Raw genomic sequence first — 22,000 nt, 5'->3', positions numbered from 1 at the left:
TCAGCTGCCTTCATCCTGTGCGATACCCTCTTCGCGGGGTGACTGGGTGAAGAGCAGCAGCAGAGCCGGAAGTACAATCAGAATACACAGCAACACAATGGCCAGCGCGAGACTCAGCGCTTCACCCAGGCTGGCCATACCGGGATCGCGGGAAACCGCCATACTACCAAAGGCGCTGAGGGTCGTGAGCCCACTAAAAAAGACCGCCATGGGGGTAGACGTGCCGAGCAAATGCGCCACATCCACCCCGTTGCGCCAGCGCACCACAATGTAAATGGCAAAGGCCACGCCGAGACCGATGAGCAGCGGTAGAACGATAATATTGCCCAGGTTGAAACTCAACCCAAACAAACGCATGGCCGCCACGGTAAACAATGCCGCCAGCAGCAGCGGAATCATGATCAGAAGAACATCCCGGTAACTGCGCAACGCCAGGAGGAGCAGTAAGCTGATGCTTATCAGCGCAATAAAGGTGGCCTCCTGAAAAGCCCCGAGCACCGCCTCCCCACCCTGAACCAGCATCACCGGTGTCCCCACGGCGTTCGGCTCCACCTTCAGTACGCTCTGCACAAAAGTTGCCATCTCCCGATTCTTACTGAGGTTGGCTTTAGGGACAATCTCCACCCGCGCCTGACCCGAGGTTGCCACATAGCGGTCCCGCAGGGACTTCGGCAAAGTCTGCAAGGTCACTGGGGCTGCCGACAAGGCCATACCGAGTCGTTTCAACTCACCGGGTAAAGTCCCCATCACCCGCGTTTGCAGATCTTCGATCGCCTTGCGGTCAGCGCCGTCCTTCGCTAAAAATTGCTCCAGATGACCAGCCAGCGTCGCGGCGCCCCGCCCATCTGCTGTGCTCTCACCTTCTTTTTGCGCGAGATCTCTCAACTTTGTTACCAGATCCGCAAGATTTGTGCTGGTATCCGACGTCGGCGGCTGCAAACCGCTGGGCATCAACAGCGAAAAGGGGGGCACCAGAATCTGCAGATTCTGCACAATGGCCAACTTCTCCGCTTGATGTTTCGGGATATAGCTGGAGACCGTCAGGGCCCGGGCCACCGTGGGCAGTTGTTCTGCACGCGTGGCAAGGGCCTGAGCCGCAGCAATATTAGGTGTGAGTACGTCAATGCGATACGGGGCCGTCTGTGGATCAGCGAGTAGTTTCTCAAAAACGCGTACCCCCTCGGCATGACTGTCGATCATATGCAGCGGATTAAAATCAAAGGACGTGCGCAATGCCAGCGGCACCGATGCCAGCGCCAGCAGGGTCACCGCGCCCAGTATATAGTAGGCATAACGGTGGATGGGGTGACGCACCAAAGTAGGAATATGACGCATGTGTGGATAGTACGTCGCTTTTGTACTGGTGCTCACCATAGGCCAGAAGGTCAAAAAAGCGGGCAGGAATGTGAGTGTCATGAAGAGGGCAATAAGCATACTGGTGCCGGAAATCAGACCAAGATCAACGATGCCCGCATAGCTGGTAGGTACAAATGCATAAAAACTGAAGGCAGCCGAAACAGCGGCGAGACTTAAGGCACCGCCCAAACCATGCGTCACCCTCTGCATGGCCTGCTGGTGGGGTGCCCCGTTAAAAACTTCTTCCCGGTAGCGCAGACAGAACTGAATGCCAAAATCAACGCCCAGCCCGATGAAAAGAATGGCAAAGGCTACGGAGATAAGATTGAAGGGACCAATAAAAAATAGCGCCCAGGCGGTGGTTAAAATCATGCCCGCGATTAGTCCGATCAACACCCCGGAAACCAGACGTAATGAGCGCAATGCAATAATCAGCAAAATAATTTCAAGGCTGAGCGTCAGTGCCATGGAAACAGCCGCACCCTGACTTACCGTTTTCAGTTGTTCCGCATCCAGTACAGCGCCACCGGTCACCCCAACATTCACCCCATGCGCGGCATTCAAATTGAGCGCGCTGAGGCCAGCGCGCAAAGTACGTATAGCTGCGGCGGCGGGTTCCAGAGACTGGTAATTCAGGGTGGGCTGAATAACGATGAAACGTTGCGCCGGCCCCATTTGGGCCAGATCGCCCCCCATGAGTTCATTCCACGGAACCTCATAAGGCTTACCCTGCATCTGCGCCGTGAGCGCTTGATCCATAGCGGAAAAAATGCCCGTTAATCCAGGCAGATGCACGCCACTCGTCAAGCGTTGACCGATCGCCATGCTTAACAGGCCACTGAGGCCATTCAGGCTGGGATCGGCAGAGAGCCTGGCAATGAGGGGCTGGGCATCGGTAATGCGGTTGGCAAAATCCTGTAGTTTTTGGGGGGAGAGATACAGGAGGCCGTTACGCTGAAAAAAAGATCCGCCACCGGGCACGTACACATCGTGGAAAGACTGTGGCCGGGCACGCAGCCAGGTGCTCAGACGATCAACTGCCGCATCCGTGCGATTCCGGTTATCCCCCTGCAAGACGACCACAATAGTATTCTTATCCTGCGGGAAAGCCTTCTGGTAAGCGATTTCCCGCTTCTGAAAGGGCAGGTCGCGAGACAAGGCATGGCTGGTATCGGTATCGACGGAAAAATGGCCCACCGCATAAAGCAAGGCGAGCAAGGTAGCCAGGGCAATGGTCACCAGCATCCAGACAGCGCGCCGCACCGCAAGGTCGACCAAAGCCACCAAGCTCTGGGAAATGCGCGCCCCGGCGCGCTGCAGAAAACGATCAACGGACGGCAAAATCACCAAAAGTACCCTTCGCGATGTCTTGATCGCGTAAATAATCTTTTACCCGAGGACTCATTAATGCCGCCCACTCGGCGTGCGGCTCATACTCCGGCATCAGGGCATGCAGCGCAGCGGTCTGTAGGGTTGCCGGATGGAAATAGATTTCGGTAATCCCCTCCACAGGCAGGCAGTGGAGCATCTGGAGCAGGCGCGCTTCATTCATATGACCCGTGGCATCCAGACCGTAGAGCAGGTCATTGTGCATAATCTGACGACGGTTCAGTTGGCGGCGCATCCGCGCCAACCAGGGGCGCAGAAAAAAAGACCATAGCGCCGGTGCCAAACCCCTTGCGCCGCCGCAGCGCGCTGCCTGCAGAGGCTCCCACGGCAAGCGCACCGCCCGCAAGCCAAACTCCGCTCCAACATCCAGCATCAGCGTCAGTACCGTGGGATGCAAATGCAGATGCTTGTGGGCGTTGGCATGATCCAGTGCCAAACCAGTGGCCGCAAAAGCCACAAATTGGGCGCGAATCTCGGCCGCCAGTTGTTTTCTCACCCTGGGCAGAAAAAAATAACGCACCCCGCGCCGCCAGAGATCGGCCGCAAAGCGTCCCTGCCCATCCACCAGATCGGGCACTTGCTCCGCAGGTAGCAAGGGTGCGCCATCAACCAGAGTGAGATGCAGGCCTACGCCCAGGCGTGGCAGTTCTCTGGCACGGACGACGGCATCCTCAGCCGCTGGCGCAGCCACCATGAGACTGGCGGTAGTCAGCACACCATCACGATGCGCTGACTCCACCGCCTCATTCACCGCCACATCCAAGCCAAAGTCGTCGGCGTTGAAGATAACCCGCCGACCGCCGACCTGCCCCACCTCAGCCGTGGCGCTGTCGCAGGAAGCGGACGAATTCAACACCCTCGCGCAGACGACGTTTCATCATTTGCGTGCTCTTGAGCATCTCCCCCGTGATTTCGGCAATCTTGCCGGCACGGAAGTAGAAACGCTTGTACATCACCTCTACGGAGTCGAAGATTTCCGTGTGGTTGAGGTGCGGGTAACTCATGGGGCTGATCTGCACACCACGGTCGTTGACCAGATGGGCTTCATCTTCGTCCGTCAGCCAGCCTTCCTGCTTGGCCTGGTTGTACAGGAAAGTACCCGGATAGGGCGCCGCCAGGGATACCTGAATGGTATGGGGATTGATTTCCTTGGCGAAGTCGATGGTCTTTTGAATGGTCTCCTTGGTCTCGCCTGGCAAACCGAGGATGAAGGTGCCGTGAATCACGATCCCCAATTTGTGACAGTCGGCGGTAAATTTACGCGCCGCCTCGACCTTGAGGCCCTTCTTGATGTTGTTGAGGATCTGCTGGTCGCCGGACTCATAACCCACCAGCAACAGGCGCAGGCCATTCTCACGCAGTACCTTGAGGGTCTCATAAGGCACATTAGCCTTGGCATTGCAGGACCAAGTCACACCGAGCTTGCCGAGACCGCGGGCAATCTCTTCGGCACGGGGACGATCATCCGTAAACGTGTCGTCGTCGAAGAAGATTTCCTTGACCTGCGGAAAGTTCTTCTGGATGTAACGCACTTCGTCAATGACGCTGGCGGCGCTGCGCGTGCGATAGCGATGTCCGCCGACAGTCTGCGGCCAGAGGCAGAAGGTGCACTGCGAACGGCAACCGCGCCCGGTGTAAAAAGAAATATAGGGGTGCTTCAGATAGCCAATGAAATAGTCTTCAATGTGCAAATCGCGTTTGTACACTTCAGAGACGAAGGGCAAAGCATCCATGTCTTCAATCATGGCGCGATCGGGATTATGGACGATCTGACCATTGCCGGAGCGGTAGGTAATGCCGTCCACTTCGCTGAGGGGCCGCCCCTCCGCTATTTCCTTGACGGTATAATCGAACTCTTCGCGGGCCACAAAATCGACGGCTGTGGAAGCCTCTTGGAGGGATTCTTCCGGCTCTACCGCCACCTTGGCGCCAACCATACCGATCAGCATCCTGGGGTAGTGCTCCTTGAGCAACTCGGCCATGCGTACATCCGACGGGAAAGACGGGGTGCTGGTGTGAATAATGCACAACTCATACGCCGCCGCCACTTGCAAGGTCTCTTCGACACTGATGTCCCCCGGCGGGGCATCCAGCAAACGACTGCCGGGGATCATGGCGGCGGGCTGCGCCAGCCAGGTGGGAAACCAGAAAGAGCGAATTTCCCGCTTGGCCTGATAGCGCGAACCGGCACCGCCGTCGAAGCCCTCAAAAGAAGGGGCTTGCAAGAAAAGTGTTTTCATCGTCATTATGTTGCTCCGTCATGGCCATCCATCCGCCCGTCGGCGTCGATGGCAAATTGCGACCCGCGCCAAGCGACGTGCCGTACGAAAAGGGCATGAAACCAAATCCACAGGCCCAGGAAATCTCCCAGCAGGGCCACTCCGAAAGAACCTTTTGCACTGAGTTTGTGCTCAATTCTTTTATGGTACACGAGGCGCAAGGCGAGAACCACACCTAACGGCAGCCCGCCCCAGAAGCCCATCCAGGGAGACAGCACCAGCACCAGGGGAAGCGGATAGCTCAAAAAAGAGAAGCTGTACCCTAGCGGCTGTACCGCTCGTGTGGTACGCGACCAGCGCAACGCATGCTGATAAAACGCGCGGAAACCGGTTTCCTGTACTACCGTATCGACCACATAATTCACCAGCCAGGTACGTTGCCCCAACTCGCGGCTATAGGCGCCGAGCCAGTAATCATCCGCCAACTGATTCGCCAGCCGAGGCAGTCCACCAAAAGCCTCCAGAGTGGCGCGACGCAAGGCCATGGTCGCCCCGCCACAGAAGATATTGGGACCCAGGCGCGCCGCCACCAGCACCGAAGGCAGAAACAGACTGTTCACCTGACTGGCCAGCACCCGTGACCAGAATGTCGCCACCGGACACGCCCGGTAGAGGCAGGTGACCACCCCCACCCCCCTATTTTGCAGAGGTGCGCAAATCCGGCGCAGATAATGGGGGCCGACAGTAATGTCCGCATCGCTGATCACCAGGCTATCATAACGACAAGCGGCGAGGATACCCGCCAGATTATTGACCTTGGGATTACTGCCGATACGCGTTTCTGTACATATCCAGCGCAGGGACAAGTCCGGAAATTCGGCCTGCAGACGTTGCACCACAGCGATAGCAGGATCGGTCGGGCGCTGCACGCCAAAAACAATTTCGAAGATTGGGTAGTCCTGCTTACAAAAACTGCGTAGCGCGGGGTAAAGATAATCCCCATCGCCATACAGAGGCTTGAGCACACTGATGCCGGGCCAGTCGCACACGGCCTCGTCTGTGGCGCCGGCATCGCGCTCCGGCAACAGCGGATGCCAGCGCCCCATCGTCCAGAACGCCAGCAACAAATAGGCCATGGCAGCCAAAGAAAACAGCGCCGCCATAGCCTCTAGCCACCAGAGCACGAGTTCCCCAAAATTGCGCTGGGCAAATGGACAGACATGCTATAAATAGTGGTTATCGGCAAACCATTGTACCGCATCTCGCAATGCTTCCTCTGCAGGACGATGGGTATAATGCAGGGCCTGCTCCGCCTTGGCCGATGAAAAATACATTTTGTGCGCTGCCATACGCAGTTCATCGACAGTCACCAACGGCGTCCCCTTACCGCGCAGCCGTACCACGCCCTCCGCGCCCCAGGCCAGGGGATAAAGCAGGCGCCGCGGAATGCGCAGCCACGGCGAGTGATGCCCGGTGAGACCGGCAATGCGGGTGAGGATCGCCGCCAGCGGGAGGTTATCGCCACCGAGAATGTAGCGCTCCCCCACCCGACCATCGGTAAACGCCTGCCAATGGCCCATGGCCACATCATCCACATGCACCACATTCAGACCGGTATCCACATAGGCCGGCATACGGCCTGCCGCGGCATCGCGCACCATCCGTCCGGTGGGGGTCGGCTTGCGATCCGCCGGGCCTATGGGCGTCGAGGGGTTGACGATGACGATGGGGGCACCTTCGTTCCGGCACAGTGTACGCAGGGCCTCCTCCGCCAGAAACTTGGAGCGTTTATAATGACCGATCATCGCGCTCAGATCAGAGGGCACCTCTTCATCCGCCTCCCGGCCATCGGCGTAATGGCCCAGTACGGCAACACTGCTGGTATAGACGATCCGTTCGACACCCGCGTTGAGCGCCGCGCGCACCAGGCGTTCGCTACCCCCTACATTGGCGGCGTACATAGCATGCGGCTCAGGTACCCAGATCCGGTAATCCGCTGCCACATGAAAAACTGCCTGGCAACCGGCGACCGCGTTATCCAGAGCGAGGCCATCCGTCAAGTCACCGACCACCAACTCCACGTTCAGCCCCTGCCAGTTGCTCGGATCGGCACCAGCACGATGCAACACCCGCACTTCCAGCCCCTCGGCCAACAGTCGGCGCAATACTGCACCACCCACAAAACCCGATGCGCCGGTCAGCAAGGCCTTCATGCCACCCTCCCCGCCTGCAGGCTCGGCGCAACCGCGCGTAACGTGTTCAACGCCTTCTGCATCTGCGCGCCCAAACGCATTAAATCAACGCACACAGCAGGGTGGCGCAATAACCCACGCATGAGTTTGAGCACCTGCAGGCCACCGTATGCATCAACGCTCCCCGTGGCGGCGTCTGGTAGAGATTGATCCGCGGGGTCCACAATACTGCGGATCACCACAAATGACTTGCCCGCAGCATCGGCAACCGCGGCAATGGCGCCACTTTCCATATCCACCCCTTGCGCCAATGGAAAATCCAACAAGCAGGCTGACTTAGCAGCCGCCGAGCCGCAGGGAGTGGCCACCGAGAGTAGGCCTCCAGCATAAGCGGGAAGGGACAGGGATTGCGCCAGAATCTCGCGCCATGCCAAATCCACCGACCAGGTCTGGCTGCTGGCCCCAAACACAACTTCCGGCAACAGCAAATCTCCCGGCTTCCGTTCCGGCTGCAAGGCGCCCGCCGTACCCCAGGAGACCAATCCATCGACGCCCGCGGCAAGCAGCGTACGCGCCGCCGCCATCGCCCGCTCCGGTCCCATGCCCGAGACCACCAGCAAGAGCTGCGCGTTCACTTCTACCACCACATCATGGCGCAGGGCGCCGGCATGGAGGGCCTGCGCCTCCGCGTCCAAGGCCACCACCACCCCTAATCGCCGGCAATGCATCCCAAATTCCGGTAACGGGCCAGTGCCCAGAGCGGAAAATACAGGCTGTAACCATGATAAATAAGGTAAAAAACCTTCGGGAATCCGGGCGCGTTGAAGAAGATGTCCGGCCAGCGACCGTCCTCTTCCTGATGCATCTGCAACCAGGCTATACCACGATGCAAGGCGGGGCTATCCTGATCTCCCGCCGCCATCAGACCGAGGCAGGCCCAGGCTGTCTGCGCTGCGGTAGAAGCCTGGCCCATGCCGGCAAGCCCGGGATCACCGTAGGAGTCATTGCTTTCACCCCAGCCGCCGTCGCTCTGTTGTACCGCGCGCAACCAATGCGCCGCACGTTCCATAGCGGGCTTCAGAGAAGGATCATCCAGCTCAGCCAGGGCCATAAGCACGGACCAGGTTCCGTAGATGTAATTGGTTCCCCAGCGCCCAAACCATGCCCCCGACGACTCCTGCTCACGCAACAGGTATGCCACGGCACGCCGCAAAATGTCGCGATCCCGTGGCCGCGCCAGATGCGCCAGAAAGGCCACGACGCGCCCGGTGACATCGGCCGTCGGCGGGTCCAGCAGGGCTTTGTGATCGGCAAAGGGAATCTCGTTGAGGTAATAGTGCGTATTATCCACATCATAAGCCGCAAATCCGCCATTGCTGGATTGCATGCCGGCCAACCAGTCCGCCGCTCTTTCGATGCTGTCGCGATCTTCTGCGCGCCCGGCCCGCGCCAGTGCCCAGCCCACCGCTGCCGTGTCATCCAGATCCGGATAATAAGGGTTAGCGTATTGAAAGGCCCAACCGCCGCCCGCCAAATTGGGCCGCTGCTCCCGCCAGTCGCCGGGTTCGGCACCAATCTGCCGGTCCTTGAGCCACTGGATACCGCTTTGTACCGCCGGAGACACCTCGCCATCCTGCTCCAGCAGCGCATGGAGCGCGAGACAGGTGTCCCAGACCGGAGACACACAGGGCTGACAGTAAGCGTCGGTCGCTCGCTCCACCACCAATTTGCGCAGGGCTGCCCCCGTTTGCTGGCGATAGACATGGTCGGACGAATAACCGAGCAGCTCCAACGCCTCGTGGGCATTCACCATGGCCGGGAAAATGCCATTCAGGCCATCCTCCCCGTTGATCCGCGCTGTAAACCACGCCTCCGCCTTCTTCACGGCTCGGCGCCGGATACGCTGGGGTATCCAGTCCTCCATCAACCGCCAAAATCGATCCAGAGACAAAAAGAGATTCGCCACAATCCCTTGCCGGGCATGGCTGAAATAGTCCGCAATCTGTTCCGGCGGCCGCCGGAACAGTTCGCGGATATGCACCTGCAATGGATTTTTGGCACGCGCCTTGAGGCTGCACAAGATAAACAGTGGCACCATCACCGTGCGCGACCATGACGCCACTTTATAAATTTGAAAGGGAAACCAGCGCGGCAACAGCATGATTTCCACCGGAATAAAGGGTACCGCCCGCCACGGCACCTGGGCGAACAGTGCCAGGGTAATGCGCGTGAACACATTGGCGCGTTCCGCCCCGCCATGCGCCAGGATTGCTTCACGGGCGCGCCGCATATGCGGCAACTCCGGATTATCCCCTGCCAGCTTGAGGGCGTAATAAGCCTTCACCGAAGCGCTCAGGTCAAAAGGACCACCGTAATAGAGGGGCCAGCCGCCGTGATCCGCTTGTTTATTGCGCAGATAGACGGCAATCTTGGCCTCCAGGGGCCCATCGCGCTCATCCATGTAGTGCTGCATCAGAATATATTCGGCGGAGATGGTGCAATCCGCTTCAAACTCGAAGCACCAGTGGCCATCTTCCGCCTGCAGACCGCCAAGGGCGGCACGCGCCTCGGCAATGACCCGATCCAGCGGCGCGCGAAAAATACTCGCGCCGTAACGCATGGGTTGCAGGATACGATTCATGCTCGTCCTGCGGCAGGAGATAGCGCCAGTGGTTTGACACCCACCCGGAAGCTCAGTTGCAAGAGCGTGTCGGAGCGATGCAGCAGGCGCGACAGGAACACCACCCGATGCACAGTGCTCCGGCTGATTTTTACTTCGCTCCCGGAAGCAAAAGCGGGATTTTCGGAGATCCGCCGCAACGTTAACACCGCCATGGCAATAGCCCAGAGGCAGAAATCGCGCATCCCCGTCTGTTCGGCCGGGATCAGCAGCGTATAACGCAGCGCATTCTGCAAATGCCCGGCGGCCATCCCCAGCAGTTCATTGAGGCCCGCCGCAAAAGCCGGGTCATGGCCACCGGGCCGTACTGCGGTAATATCGCAACCATGACGCCGGAACACTGCGCGTGGCATCCAACTCACACCGCGCTGCCAATCATCCCAGATATCCTTGAGGATATTGGTCATCTGCAAACCTTGCCCAAAAGATACCGCAAGCTGCTGCATCTCCGCATCATGCGGTGCCAGTCGCGGTTCATATTCCACAAAAAGGCTGGTGAGCATTTCGCCGACGACGCCCGCTACTACATAGCAGTAGCGATCCATCTCCGCCATGTCCGCAAGCCCTTGCAACGAAGCGTGCTGCTGAAACTCCGCCATCCCCATCCCCATGATCCGCACGCAGCGGGACAGCGCAGACCGCTGCGCCGGGGTGAAGCTATGGGTAATGGCAACGACCTCAGGGGTATGACGAATCAGATCATGCTCGGCTTCCGGCATCGCTGCCGACAGGTCCGCCCCAAAAGCCGCGGCGAAGGCGGCGGCATCGCCCGCACCCTCCACCACCTTGAGAAACTCCGCCTGCCAGTAGGCCTTTTTTTCCCAGGGCAAATCCGGATCATCTTCGATAGTGTCGGCAATCCGGCATAAAAGGTAGCCATTACCGACCGCGTCTCGCAAGGTTTCCGGCAACTGAGGAATCGTCAAGGCAAAGGTCCGCGAAACAGCTTGAAGACTTTGCGCCTGGTACGCCAAAGCCTGCGCCAGCGCTGCCGTCAACATGCGGTTCTGTCTGGTGACATCCAAACTCCTTGTTCTATTTATCCGGGTGTGCAAAACACCCTGTCATCTGGCGGCAATGTAACGATCCCAGGCCCATTCTGCAAGTCTTGCAGACCCACGGCCCCATCCTGGGCAGACTCATCACGACTCACCAGAGGAAAGCGTGACATCGGGCGGCATGCGCAATTCGGAACGCCGGGCGCGATGCATCAGCACATCGCTCGCAACGCGCGGCGCCGTACCCTCAAAAAGCACGCGATACACCTGCTCGGTGATGGGCATATCCACGCCCAGACGCTGCGCAAGCTGAAACAGTGCTTGCGCCGTGCATACACCCTCGGCTTCTTCACCGATCTCGCGCAGCACCGCTTCCAGGCTCAGGCCGCGGCCTAGGCCTACACCCACCCGCCGGTTCCGCGAGAGGTCGCTGCTGGCCGTGAGGATCAAGTCGCCGGCACCGGCCAGGCCCATGAAGCTTTCTGTTCGCCCCCCCAGCGCCGTTCCCAAACGATGTAATTCTGCCATCCCGCGAGTGATGAGCGCGGCACGCGCACTATCGCCATTTCCCAATCCATCAGAAATGCCGGCGGCAATCGCCAGCACATTTTTGATCGCCCCACCCAGACAGACACCCGCCACATCATCACTGGTGTAAACCCGCATCTGCGCACTGCCAAAGGCCTCGGCGACCCGCTGGGCGTAGGCCGGGCTGGTGGACGCCGCCGTCATCGCCAGTGGTTTACCCAGGATCAGGTCATGAGCAAAACTGGGCCCGGAAAGCACCACCAGCGGCACATTCGGCACGGTCTCCCGCAAGACCTGATCAAGGCGCAAGGTAGTCTGCATTTCCAGCCCTTTACTGGCGAGGACCAGCAGCGCAGCGGGTGGCAGGCAAGCGCGCAAAGTCGTCGTCAAAGCGCGCAAGGCATGGCTGGGTATGGCGAGTACGATACCCTCACTGTTTCGTACAGCAACGCCGAGATCCACTGTGCAGCAGAGGTTTTCAGGTCGCGCGCACTGCGGGAATATGGGGAAAAGATCGACACGACCGGGCTGGCAGGGCAAACGCTTGGCACAGCGCCCCCAGAGTTGCACTGTATGCCCCTGCCGGAGCAGATAAACCGCCAGGGCGGTCCCCCAGTGACCGCCCCCCAGCACCGCCCAACGCATGCTTTATTGCGTCGTGTAGTTCTGTTGCTGGACCTGTGCCTGCTGATACAGGGCCTCGAAATTGACCGGGTGCAGATGCAGAGGCTGGAAACCACCACGGCCTACCATATCTGCCACCACTTCCCGCGCGTAAGGAAACAGTATCGTCGGGCAGTGCACGGCTATCAGGGCGGGCATATGCTCCTCCGGAATGTTCTGAATGCGAAACAAACCGGACTGCTGGACCTCCACCGCAAAGTAAGTGCTTTCGCCCGCCTTAGCCTTGACAGTGACGGTCAGCGTCACTTCGGTAAGGTCGTCCATCCCTTCCACTCCGTTGCTGGTGGTATTCAGTCCCACATCCACGGTCGGCGCTTCGGTCTGCACAAAACTCAGTGGCGCATTGGGCGACTCAAAAGAGATGTCCTTCACGTAAATGCGCTCGATCATAAAAATTGCTTCTTGTTCGTCCATAAGTCCTTTTATCCTGGATTTTTGAATTGCGAGAGGCCTAGTCTACCTGAAGAGATACCCCCTGGGCTACGCGTGTGCATCCGCAATTTCCAAAAAACAACACTTGCCCTGTGCGCCTGTTCTGTGTAGGATTCCTAGCGCTGTCCAGGTCCCCATCGTCTAGTGGCCTAGGACACCGCCCTTTCACGGCGGTAACTGGGGTTCGAACCCCCATGGGGACGCCAATAAAAACAACAAGATGGCCAATTCAGTATGGCTGTATTGATTAAATGCTGCACTTAGCTACGAATCATAGGGCAGCATGGCGACAGTTAACCCCATAAGCATGTACCATCACTGCGCCTGACCCTGTGAGCGAAAGCGAGCTACCCGCCGAAATTATCACCTGCTCCGCGGCCCTCTTCGTGCCCTGGCGCGGCGGATCGTTGGATATTTCTTTTTTCCTGCATTTCCATCGCCTCCCGTAACAATGCCTGGGTCGGCTCCCAATAGCTACGACACAAGCCTCTAAAGTGATCCCTTTCTAGGTTATCGGGGAGACCGGACAGGGTTTCCAATCTCTCCAGTTTAGGAATGGTGGCCTGATAGCCAGATATCGATCTTTTATATTCCTGACGGGCTTCTGTGGGTACCACAATAGGCGGGAAACCTGAGCGTAGAACGGGAAGATTGGAAATCAGACGCGCCACACGGCCATTACCGTCAAAAAAGGGGTGGATCGTGACGAAATCGAGATGAAGACCCGCATATGCTCCCACCGCATTGATTCCCGTTAAGGGCTTTGCGCAAAACTGATTCAATTTTTCTAGCCATTGCGACATTAATGTAGGGACTTTTTTTGGTGCAGGGAACTCTCGTAGATGTTGGCGGCCGTCATTACCGATATAGTTGGTGAAATTAGATTCATTTTTCCACTTTCCTACAGGCTTGTAGATATCCATTACCGCTTCAGTAAGTACGGCACGATGCAGTGCAAACAAATCCTCTTCCTGCAGGGATAATTGCATATCCATCAATGCGTAGACAATCTCTATGGCCTTGGCATGGCCATAGATTTCCTGATGGTCGCGAAGCGGTTTGCCGGCAACGGTAAGTCCTTCTTCAAGGACGAAGGCTGTATCACCGAGTGTGAGGCTATTCCCCTCGATCGCCGTGGACGTGTGAGTCCAGAGATTGCGGATCTGGGCCAAAAGCGTGCCTTTGATATCCGCATCCAGCTTCGCATAAAAAGATTTCACTACGCCCACCAACTTTCAACTAAGGCATTCCGAAAAAGCTCAAACGCGAGCGATAGGCGCATAGCATCTCTCCGATCTCCAATATAACCGGTCAATATTATATGGTATTTTCATCCTTTCCACATCCACCATACGTCACGCTGCCGAGGCGCGCAATCCGTCGCAACGCAGTCTGTCGGACTTTTCACGGGCCAGCCTATTACGGTTACGCCAATGCAGTGTTCTCCAGCCGCAAACTGGAACAAGCCACCTACGATTCCGTAGCCTTCCGTTATCTGGCGGCAGGCAGCCATCCAGATCATGACACGTTGGCAAACTTCCGCCGCCGTTTCCTGGATGAACTGGAAAACCTGTTCGTGCAGGTGCTGAAACTGGCGCAGGAGATGAAGCTGTTAAAAGTCAGCCGGGTCTGCCTAGATGGCACCAAGATCCACGCGAACGCCTCCAAACATCAAGCACTGTCCCACGGCCATGCGGTCTGCGCCAGGTATTCGGGTTCCATGCTTTCTGCCGGACGCCCCGCCTCTGGATGTGCCGCGAGTATTTTTACTCCGGCCCGGATGGCTTTGACGGTACTCAGGCGCAGCATCAACGGCATCGGATGTTGTGGTGACTCCTGAAAGCCGTAGTGCTCATAGAACTGTTTGGCGCGTTCGTGGAGCGCATGAACCAGCAAAGCGCGAACCACGGTGTTCTGCGATACGGTGATGGCCCGATTCACCGCGTCTTGCAGCATGGCTGCCCCAAGTTGATGGCCACCAGCTAACACGGCCAATTTCGATCTCTATGCCGGTGCAGGACTGGTCGTCGAGAACTGGGTGGCATGATGGCGAAAGGGATATCAATACGCCCCGTTCCGGAACAACACCACTTTTACGGTGCGCAGCAGGATGACGATGTCATACCACAGGGACCAGTTCTTCACGTACCACGCGTCCAGAGAGGCGCGTTCGGCGAAAGTGGTCTCGGAGCGGCCGCTGGTCTGCCACAGGCCGGTGATTCCGGGATGCACCTGGCGATAGAGGGCTAAACCGTTGCCGTAGCACTCCAGCTCCCGGTCCAACAGAGGGCGCGGGCCCACCAAGCTCATTTCGCCCCGGAGCACGTTGAACAATTGAGGCAGTTCATCCAGGCTGGTGCGGCGCAGGAGGCGCCCGATGCGTGTCACGCGGGGGTCATCACGCAACTTGAAATTGCGCTGATACTCGGCGTGCAACTCGGGATGGCTGGTAAGATATTGCCGCAGACGGCTTTCGGCATCGATGACCATGCTGCGGAACTTGTAACAGGGAAAGGATTGCCCGCCCCGCCCCACCCGTTCCTGCACAAAAAACACCGGCCCACCATCGTTCCGGTGAATCCGCCACGCCAGAAAGAGCAGCAGGGGCGACAGGAGCAGCACCAGGATGCTGGCCGCCACCAGATCAAAGGCCCGTTTGATGATCCGCGGCCCGGGGCGGGCGAGGTTGTCCCGCGAGCGCAGCATGAAAATCTCATGGCTGAAAAAGTGCAAAGTTTCCAGCCCGAAGATGGGCAGGCCTCGCAAAGGGGGCGCGATGGTCAGGTCGGGATAACGCATGCCGAGATTCCACACCAGGTTTTCCATGGTCTGCCACTGATCCATTTCCAGCGCCAGCACCACGTGGGGGTTGCCCAGCTCCGCCATGGTCTGCAGTGGGTCCGCCCCCAGCGGAACGCGGGGCACATCCGCAGGAATGGCGCAGTGTACGGCATCCAATTCCGAGGGCACCAACACCGCCTGCAACCGGTAGCCGAGGAGGGGCTCGCTGGCAAAGGCCCGTGCCGCCTCCCCCGCATTGGCACCGCAGCCCAGCAACACATAGGGACGCTGCCAGTGGCGGCTGCGGGAGATGAACCGGTGTATGGCCATCCGCAATAGGGGCAGCAGGATCAGCGCCAGCACCCAGGTGCTGAACAGCCACAGCCGCGACAAGGGCAGCCTGCCGGAAAAGGCAAAAGCCGCATTGAGGACGGCCAGGACGGAGATTACCTGGATGACCTCCCCCAGCTCGTCCCAGAAGGCCTTCTGGCGCGCGTAATGCCCCCGGTAATAAAACCAGAGCAAGGCGGTGCAGCTCATGAGCGGGAAAAGGAGCAAGTTGGCGGAATACGCCTCCCCCCACCAATGCAACAGGACCCAAACCACATCCTGTCCGTAATACAGGGCATGGGCGATACGGCCGAAATAAAAAGCGGCCGCCAGCGCCAGGGCATCGCCGCCGAAAAGCAGCAGGGAGGGCCAGGAAAACCTTGAGTTGCCGTGCTTCTTTGTCATTTTTTCTACTGGCCGAATGCTTGCCGGGCCGCAACGTGGCTGCTGGCCGTGTCGTCCGGTTCTGCCCGCTCCACGAAGGTCGTGAACTCCGCGCGGAAACGCCCCGGGGCGAAGCGCAGGGCGTTTTCGCGGCAGGCTTGCGGGGTGATGGCCGCGCCCGCCCCCTCGAAGCGCTCCACGGCGGCGATGATGGCGGTAACGGATTGTTCGTAAAAAAATACGCCGGTGGGCGCGGGGGACGACGCCGCACACTCCAGCTCCGGCAGGGGAATGATGGTCTCCAGCGCCCCACCCTTGCCAAAGGCGATGACGGGTGTGCCGCAGGCCTGGGCCTCCAGGGGGGCGATGCCGAAGTCTTCCTCCGCCGCGAACACGAAGGCCCGCGCCCGTTGCAGGTGGTCGCGCAGGACCTCCGCGCCCGCAAAGCCCAGCAATTGCACATTCGGTCCCGCCTTGGCCCGGACCTTGGCGAAATCCGGCCCATCCCCGATCACCACCAGACGCTTGTCCGGCATGGCGCTGAAGGCCTCGACGATCAGATCCACTTTCTTATAAGGGACCATGCGCGAGGCGGTGACGTAGAAATCCTCTTTGTCCGCGCGCAGGGGAAAACCCGCCACATCCACCGGCGGATAGATGACGGTGGAATCTCGCCCGTACACCTTGCGGATGCGCCGAGCGATATGGCGGGAAATGGCGATGAAGGCGTCCACGCCGTTGCCCGTGCGGGTATCCCAGAGGCGGATATAATGCAGAATCGCCTTAGCCACCCAGCCCTTGATGCCCCGCTCCAGTCCCGCCTCACGTAGATACTGATGCTGCAGGTCCCAGGCGTAGCGGATGGGGGAGTAGCACATGCACAGATGCAGTTGATCCGGCCCGGTGAGCACCCCCTTGGCCACCGCATGGCTGCTGCTGATCACGAGGTCATACGCCGAAAGATCGAACTGCTCCACGGCCAGCGGCATGAGGGGCAGATAGCCCCGGTATTTCTTGCGCGCTCTGGGCAGGCGCTGAATAAAAGACGTGATGACCGGCTTGTTGCGGATGAATACGCGCTGACCGGCCGGCAAAAAATCCACCAAGCTGAAGAGATCGGCGTCGGGATAACACGCGAGCATCTGCTCCAGCACCCGCTCCGCTCCGGCGTAAACCACCAGCCAGTCATGCACTATGGCGACGCGCATCAGTCTTCCGTTACAGCTCGGGGCATTTTGTAGCCGATCAAGCGGTCGCCGGACCATTGTTGTTGAATAAAAAAGTGGTAGCGACCGCGGCAGTCAGGGCAACGCTGGAGGACGGCCTGATACGGCACCGAGCCAGGATTGGGCTGCTGTTCCTGAGATTGCAGCGGCCCGTTCCACCATGCGGGCATCTGGGTCTGCCCGTTCTGCGCCCCTATGAAATAGCTCTCGGTGATGGCCGACCGGGAACCGAGGGGCTGCGACGAAGTTACGACCGAGTCGCCGGAGGACTGACTCAGCTGAGTGGCCGCCATCTTCTCCTGTGTGCCCGGCGCCAAGCCTACTGCAACCAGCTTGGGGGATGCAGGCTGCCCATAATTAGGGATAACTCGCCAGCCAGGAAAGGTCATCCGCAAATGCTGAACCCTGCCCGATCAACAAAGCAAAAAGTATACTGGTCGTCCATGTGGCTCGCATCGTTTCTTCCTGCCTGTGGTTATTCCAGCTTATTTTGGTGGGAATATAACATAAGGCGCGGACATTGCAACGCTTATGGCTGACAGATGGGAATCATCTGTCAGTGAATAGATGACGGGCAAATCCAGTTTTATGACGCTCGTGTATTACCCCACCGTGACCCTGCGCTCACTACCGATCTGTTCAAACGAAAAAAGCGGCACATCAGCGCGGGCGCTGGCGTGCCCGGTTTCTCCATCCTCTAACAGGATTACCCGGAAATACTTGCCACCTGCCTCTGGTAAGGAAACGAAACCTAGAAAAAGCCCAACGGGTTGATGTCGTAGCTGACCAACAGGTTTTTGGTTTGCTGATAATGGTCGAGCATCATTCTGTGGGTTTCACGGCCTACGCCGGATTTTTTGTAACCACCGAAGGCAGCATGTGCCGGGTACAAGTGGTAGCAGTTGGTCCACACACGACCGGCCTGAATGCCACGGCCCATGCGGTAGGCACGGTTCATGTCGCGGGTCCACACGCCTGCGCCCAGACCGAACTCGGTGTCGTTGGCAATCGCCAATGCTTCCGCTTCGTCCTTGAAGGTTGCCACAGACACGACCGGCCCGAAGATCTCTTCTTGGAACACGCGCATGTTGTTGGTGCCTTTCAGCAGGGTAGGTTGGATGTAGTAACCTTCGCAATAATCCGCAGACATGGTTTCCACTGCGCCACCGGTAATGACTTCAGCGCCTTCGTCCTTGCCGATCTGGATGTAGCTGAGGATTTTGTCGTACTGCTCCTGGGAAGCTTGCGCGCCGACCATGACTTCGGTATCCAACGGGTTGCCGCGTTTGATTTGCGCTGAACGCTCGACCACCATGCCGATGAATTTTTCGTAGACGGATTCTTGAATCAACAGGCGTGAAGGGCAAGTGCAGACTTCACCTTGGTTGAAGAATGCCAGTACCGCGCCCTCCACCGCCTTGCTCACAAACGCATCTTCCTGATCCAGCACGTCGGCAAAGAAGATGTTGGGGGATTTGCCACCCAGTTCCACAGTAGACGGGATAATGTTTTCCGCCGCGTATTTCATAATCAGGGAACCGACAGGGGTAGAGCCGGTAAAGGCAATTTTGGCAATGCGTTTGCTGGTTGCCAGCGCTTTGCCTGCTTCCACACCGTAGCCGTTGACCACGTTCAGCACGCCTGCCGGCAACAGGTCAGCGATCAATTCCATCATCACCAGAATGGAGGCCGGGGTTTGTTCTGCCGGTTTCAGTACCACGCAGTTACCCGCCGCCAGTGCGGGAGCCAGTTTCCAGCACGCCATCAGCAGTGGGAAGTTCCACGGAATGATTTGACCAACAACGCCCAGCGGCTCATGGAAGTGGTAAGCGACGGTATTTTCGTCGATTTCGCCCATAGTGCCTTCTTGAGCGCGTAAGCAACCCGCGAAGTAGCGGAAGTGGTCGGAGGAAAGCGGCACGTCAGCATTCAGGGTTTCGCGCACGGCTTTGCCGTTATCCCAGGTTTCAGCCACAGCCAGCATTTCCAGATTGGCGTCAATGCGGTCAGCGATTTTCAGCAGGATATTGGAACGGGCAGCGACGGAAGTCCTGCCCCAGGCATCTTTGGCGGCGTGGGCGGCATCCAGTGCCAGTTCAATGTCTTCCGCGCTGGAACGTGGGATTTGGCAAAACGGCTTGCCGTTGACCGGGGAAATATTGTCGAAGTATTCACCATTGACTGGGGCAACCCACTGGCCGCCGATGAAGTTGCCATAGCGTTCTTTGAAGTTGACGACTGCGCCTTCGGTGTTTGGATTTGCATATTGCATGTTATTTCCTTCAGTCAATGCGGATACGGGGTCATGATCAGTAAGCGTTCGTTATCCAATCGCAAGGCAGCGGCTTATTCGCCCCGGCATTTTGTGAACAGCGCGGTATCAACCACGCCAGTTTTTGCCAACGTCGATTGACTTGGGGGGCATTATCCGCCGGGCGGAGGCCTGTGCATTCAAAGCTGGAAAGCTAGCACACCGTGCTAAACCTCGGCAACGGTATGGAGCGAATCGGCCACGGGTGGAGAAGAAATGCGCCCAGATCCCGGACCGCGTTTTGCCCCTTTCTTTGTCTCCCACCCTTTCTTACACTGTACTCTATCGTTCAATAGGGATTTTTATGCGCGCCAGTCAGATTTTCATACCCACCCTCAAGGAGACACCCGCCGAGGCAGAACTCATCAGTCACCAGCTACTGCTGCGCGGGGGTTTTATCCGCCGCCTGGCTTCCGGTTTGTACACCTGGATGCCTTTGGGTTTGCGGGTGTTGCGCAGAGTGGAGCGGGTGGTGCGCGAAGAAATGGACCGCAGCGGCGCGCAGGAATTACTGATGCCGGTGATGCAGCCCGCCGAACTCTGGCAGGAGTCGGGGCGCTGGGAGCAGTACGGCCCGGAACTGCTGCGCCTGCGGGATCGTCACGACCGTGATTTCTGCCTGGGACCGACCCATGAGGAGGTCATCAGCGACTTGGCGCGGCGGGAGATTCATTCTTACCGGCAGCTTCCCGCCAACTTCTATCAGATTCAGACCAAGTTCCGCGATGAAATCCGGCCCCGCTTCGGGCTGATACGCGGTCGTGAGTTCATCATGAAAGACGCTTACTCCTTCCACATGGATCATGCCTCATTAGAAATCACCTATCAGGCGATGTACGCGGCCTACCAGCGGATTTTCACCCGCCTCGGGCTGAACTTCCGTGCGGTAGAAGCAGATAACGGGGCAATTGGGGGTAAACGCTCCCATGAGTTTCATGTGCTGGCGGATTCGGGCGAAGACGCCATCGTCTCTTGTCACCACTGCGACTATGCCGCGAATATGGAAAAGGCCCAGAGTCGCCCCGAGCCCGCGGAGACGGAAATGCCGCTGGCCGCCGCACAAGTGCGGACGCCGGGTATCCGCAGCGTAGCGGCGCAAGCTGAGCATCTGGGCATCAGCACCGCAAAAATCGTCAAGAGCGTGTTGGTGCTTGCCGACGGTAAGATAGTCATGCTGTTGCTGCGCGGCGATGATGAACTGAATCTGGTCAAAACCGGGCATGCCCTGAATGCGCAGGAGCTGCGCTTGGCCAGCTCGGATGAAGCCGTATCCGCCACGGGCGCACCCCTGGGCTTCATTGGCCCCAAGGATCCGTTGCTGCCTATCTCCATAATGGCGGATCACCGCGCCTTTGGCGTGGCTAATTTCAGCACAGGCGCCAATGCGGCGGATCTGCACTGGATCAACCTGAACTGGGATCGCGATTTACCACGTCCGGTGGCGGCGGATCTGCGCAATGTCCGTGCCGGGGATACCTGCCCTCATTGCCGGGAGGGCACTCTAAGCATCCGTCGGGGCATTGAGGTGGGGCACGTCTTTCAGCTCGGGGAACGCTACAGCAAGAGTATGGGTATTAGCGTGCTGGACGAGACAGGGCGCGATGCCACAGTGACCATGGGTTGCTATGGTATCGGTGTGTCGCGGGTGGTGGCGGCGGCGGTGGAGCAGCATTTTGATGATCGTGGCATCGCCTGGCCAGCGGCCCTGGCACCCTTTGAAGTCAGCATCGTCGCCATCAATGCGCGCAAGTCGCCGGAAGTGGCCGCCGCCGCTCAAGCCCTACATGATCGCCTGGAGGCGCAGGGCTACAGCGTACTGCTCGATGATCGCGATGAGCGTCCGGGAGTGCAGTTTGCCACCATGGATCTGATCGGCCTGCCCCATCGCATTGTGGTCAGTGACAAGGTGCTGGCGCAGGGCGTTTGGGAATATCGGGCGCGTCGCGCCACCGAAAACGTGCTTCTGGATGAAACGCAACTCATGAACCACCTGCGCAAGGAGCATCCTCGTGGATAAATCACCCGTAAAGACCCCCATAAAGCATATTTTGGCGGCCGTCGATTTTTCACCGATGGCCCTGTACACCGCCCGGATGGCGGCGCAAGAAGCCCGGTTGCACGACGCCCGCCTCACCCTGCTCCACATTTTCAACCCGCAAATGCTCAATCTGCAGATACCGGAAGAAATTCTGCCGCCCACCCTGGATCTGCGCGAAAAGCTGCTCCAACTGGCGCATGCCGAGATGGAAAAACTGCGCCAATCCATAGCCGAAGACGGCATCACACCACGGGTGGAACTGGAGGAAAGCGGGGAAAATATCGGGAAGGCGGTGATCGCCTTCGGCAAGGCCCATGCAGTGGACATGCTGGTAGTGGGCAGTCATGGCTACGGCGCCATCGGCCGGTTGCTGCTGGGTTCTGTCGCCAATGACATCGTCCATTACGCCAGTTGTCCGGTGCTGGTGGTCAAGCACCACGAGGACTGAAGTA

Annotated in this window: 18 protein-coding genes, 1 tRNA gene and 1 pseudogene; 4 read left to right on the top strand and 16 right to left on the bottom strand. The window is 58.5% G+C overall.

The window, feature by feature from the left end; translation table 11 throughout:
* The 10 genes from PJU76_RS04615 to secB all read right to left on the bottom strand — a co-directional run bounded on the left by PJU76_RS04615 (position 1) and on the right by secB (position 12,460).
* Positions 1-2,703, bottom strand: coding sequence for an MMPL family transporter (locus PJU76_RS04615; protein ID WP_271780680.1), 2,703 nt, complete (start codon positions 2,701-2,703; stop codon positions 1-3).
* On the bottom strand, positions 2,684-3,598 hold the full coding sequence (gene hpnK, locus PJU76_RS04610; protein ID WP_271780679.1) for a hopanoid biosynthesis-associated protein HpnK: 915 nt from the start codon (positions 3,596-3,598) through the stop codon (positions 2,684-2,686). Before hpnK ends, PJU76_RS04615 begins: the two co-directional genes overlap by 20 nt.
* Positions 3,561-4,991 (bottom strand): hopanoid biosynthesis associated radical SAM protein HpnJ, encoded by a 1,431-nt coding sequence (gene hpnJ / locus PJU76_RS04605; protein WP_271780678.1) that lies wholly within the window; start codon positions 4,989-4,991, stop codon positions 3,561-3,563. Before hpnJ ends, hpnK begins: the two co-directional genes overlap by 38 nt.
* A complete protein-coding gene (hpnI, locus tag PJU76_RS04600; protein ID WP_271780677.1) occupies positions 4,991-6,148 on the bottom strand; it encodes a bacteriohopanetetrol glucosamine biosynthesis glycosyltransferase HpnI in 1,158 nt (385 codons plus the stop codon). The genes hpnJ and hpnI overlap by 1 nt, the downstream gene beginning before the upstream one ends.
* A gap of 39 nt (positions 6,149-6,187) precedes the next feature.
* Entirely contained in the window at positions 6,188-7,177 is a 990-nt protein-coding gene (hpnA, locus tag PJU76_RS04595; protein ID WP_271780676.1) for a hopanoid-associated sugar epimerase, read from the bottom strand.
* Complete coding sequence (locus PJU76_RS04590) at positions 7,174-7,884, bottom strand: phosphorylase family protein (protein WP_271780675.1); 711 nt, start codon at positions 7,882-7,884, stop codon at positions 7,174-7,176. Before PJU76_RS04590 ends, hpnA begins: the two co-directional genes overlap by 4 nt.
* Positions 7,866-9,797 (bottom strand): squalene--hopene cyclase, encoded by a 1,932-nt coding sequence (gene shc, locus PJU76_RS04585; RefSeq protein WP_271780674.1) that lies wholly within the window; start codon positions 9,795-9,797, stop codon positions 7,866-7,868. Before shc ends, PJU76_RS04590 begins: the two co-directional genes overlap by 19 nt.
* The gene (locus PJU76_RS04580; protein WP_271780673.1) at positions 9,794-10,861 is read right to left on the bottom strand and encodes a phytoene/squalene synthase family protein; all 1,068 of its coding nucleotides are present in this window, start codon (positions 10,859-10,861) and stop codon (positions 9,794-9,796) included. Before PJU76_RS04580 ends, shc begins: the two co-directional genes overlap by 4 nt.
* Before the next feature lie 117 nt (positions 10,862-10,978).
* Entirely contained in the window at positions 10,979-12,007 is a 1,029-nt protein-coding gene (locus PJU76_RS04575; protein ID WP_271780672.1) for an NAD(P)H-dependent glycerol-3-phosphate dehydrogenase, read from the bottom strand.
* A gap of 3 nt (positions 12,008-12,010) precedes the next feature.
* Positions 12,011-12,460, bottom strand: coding sequence for a protein-export chaperone SecB (secB, locus tag PJU76_RS04570; RefSeq protein WP_064220049.1), 450 nt, complete (start codon positions 12,458-12,460; stop codon positions 12,011-12,013).
* Between the two features lie 148 nt (positions 12,461-12,608).
* Between secB and PJU76_RS04565 the strand changes: the two genes are divergently transcribed.
* Positions 12,609-12,684 (top strand) — tRNA-Glu (locus PJU76_RS04565).
* Between the two features lie 141 nt (positions 12,685-12,825).
* Here PJU76_RS04565 and PJU76_RS04560 read toward each other — a convergent pair.
* Entirely contained in the window at positions 12,826-13,698 is an 873-nt protein-coding gene (locus PJU76_RS04560; protein WP_271780671.1) for a Fic family protein, read from the bottom strand.
* Between the two features lie 200 nt (positions 13,699-13,898).
* Between PJU76_RS04560 and PJU76_RS04555 the strand changes: the two are divergent.
* A pseudogene (locus PJU76_RS04555) lies at positions 13,899-14,174 on the top strand (transposase); the annotation flags it as partial.
* Here PJU76_RS04555 and PJU76_RS04550 read toward each other — a convergent pair.
* The 5 genes from PJU76_RS04550 to exaC all read right to left on the bottom strand — a co-directional run bounded on the left by PJU76_RS04550 (position 14,150) and on the right by exaC (position 19,471).
* Positions 14,150-14,473: an N-acetyltransferase gene (locus PJU76_RS04550; RefSeq protein ID WP_271781039.1), complete on the bottom strand. Its 324-nt coding sequence runs from the start codon at positions 14,471-14,473 to the stop codon at positions 14,150-14,152. The pseudogene PJU76_RS04555 and the gene PJU76_RS04550 sit on opposite strands and share 25 nt — an antisense overlap.
* A 66-nt stretch (positions 14,474-14,539) precedes the next feature.
* Positions 14,540-15,994, bottom strand: coding sequence for an undecaprenyl-phosphate galactose phosphotransferase WbaP (wbaP, locus tag PJU76_RS04545; RefSeq protein WP_271780670.1), 1,455 nt, complete (start codon positions 15,992-15,994; stop codon positions 14,540-14,542).
* Positions 15,995-15,999: 5 nt separating this feature from the next.
* Positions 16,000-17,181: a glycosyltransferase family 4 protein gene (locus tag PJU76_RS04540; RefSeq protein ID WP_271780669.1), complete on the bottom strand. Its 1,182-nt coding sequence runs from the start codon at positions 17,179-17,181 to the stop codon at positions 16,000-16,002.
* Positions 17,181-17,588 carry a hypothetical protein gene (locus PJU76_RS04535; RefSeq protein WP_271780668.1) on the bottom strand — a complete coding sequence of 136 codons (408 nt, stop codon included), beginning with the start codon at positions 17,586-17,588 and terminating at the stop codon, positions 17,181-17,183. The genes PJU76_RS04540 and PJU76_RS04535 overlap by 1 nt, the downstream gene beginning before the upstream one ends.
* A gap of 362 nt (positions 17,589-17,950) precedes the next feature.
* Entirely contained in the window at positions 17,951-19,471 is a 1,521-nt protein-coding gene (exaC, locus tag PJU76_RS04530; protein ID WP_271780667.1) for an acetaldehyde dehydrogenase ExaC, read from the bottom strand.
* Between the two features lie 343 nt (positions 19,472-19,814).
* Between exaC and PJU76_RS04525 the strand changes: the two genes are divergently transcribed.
* Both PJU76_RS04525 and PJU76_RS04520 read left to right on the top strand, forming a co-directional pair.
* Entirely contained in the window at positions 19,815-21,527 is a 1,713-nt protein-coding gene (locus tag PJU76_RS04525) for a proline--tRNA ligase (RefSeq protein ID WP_271780666.1), read from the top strand.
* Positions 21,520-21,996 carry a universal stress protein gene (locus PJU76_RS04520; protein WP_271780665.1) on the top strand — a complete coding sequence of 159 codons (477 nt, stop codon included), beginning with the start codon at positions 21,520-21,522 and terminating at the stop codon, positions 21,994-21,996. Before PJU76_RS04525 ends, PJU76_RS04520 begins: the two co-directional genes overlap by 8 nt.
* The last annotated feature ends 4 nt before the right edge of the window (positions 21,997-22,000 follow it).

The organism is Acidithiobacillus ferriphilus (assembly GCF_028215975.1).
Classification (GTDB): Bacteria; Pseudomonadota; Gammaproteobacteria; order Acidithiobacillales; family Acidithiobacillaceae; genus Acidithiobacillus; species Acidithiobacillus ferriphilus.
Note: the sequence above shows the minus strand (reverse complement) of the source record. Positions and strands in the feature narration are given on the sequence as shown.

Bases quoted from the DNA above. Each gene is read 5' to 3' on its own strand.
- hpnA (WP_271780676.1), bottom strand. From the start codon at position 7,177: ATGAAGGCCTTGCTGACCGGCGCATCGGGTTTTGTGGGTGGTGCAGTA.
- PJU76_RS04535 (WP_271780668.1), bottom strand. From the start codon at position 17,588: ATGACCTTTCCTGGCTGGCGAGTTATCCCTAATTATGGGCAGCCTGCA.
- hpnJ (WP_271780678.1), bottom strand. From the start codon at position 4,991: ATGACGATGAAAACACTTTTCTTGCAAGCCCCTTCTTTTGAGGGCTTC.
- shc (WP_271780674.1), bottom strand. From the start codon at position 9,797: ATGAATCGTATCCTGCAACCCATGCGTTACGGCGCGAGTATTTTTCGC.
- PJU76_RS04540 (WP_271780669.1), bottom strand. From the start codon at position 17,181: ATGCGCGTCGCCATAGTGCATGACTGGCTGGTGGTTTACGCCGGAGCG.
- PJU76_RS04590 (WP_271780675.1), bottom strand. From the start codon at position 7,884: ATGCATTGCCGGCGATTAGGGGTGGTGGTGGCCTTGGACGCGGAGGCG.
- secB (WP_064220049.1), bottom strand. From the start codon at position 12,460: ATGGACGAACAAGAAGCAATTTTTATGATCGAGCGCATTTACGTGAAG.
- wbaP (WP_271780670.1), bottom strand. From the start codon at position 15,994: ATGACAAAGAAGCACGGCAACTCAAGGTTTTCCTGGCCCTCCCTGCTG.
- exaC (WP_271780667.1), bottom strand. From the start codon at position 19,471: ATGCAATATGCAAATCCAAACACCGAAGGCGCAGTCGTCAACTTCAAA.
- PJU76_RS04525 (WP_271780666.1), top strand. From the start codon at position 19,815: ATGCGCGCCAGTCAGATTTTCATACCCACCCTCAAGGAGACACCCGCC.
- PJU76_RS04575 (WP_271780672.1), bottom strand. From the start codon at position 12,007: ATGCGTTGGGCGGTGCTGGGGGGCGGTCACTGGGGGACCGCCCTGGCG.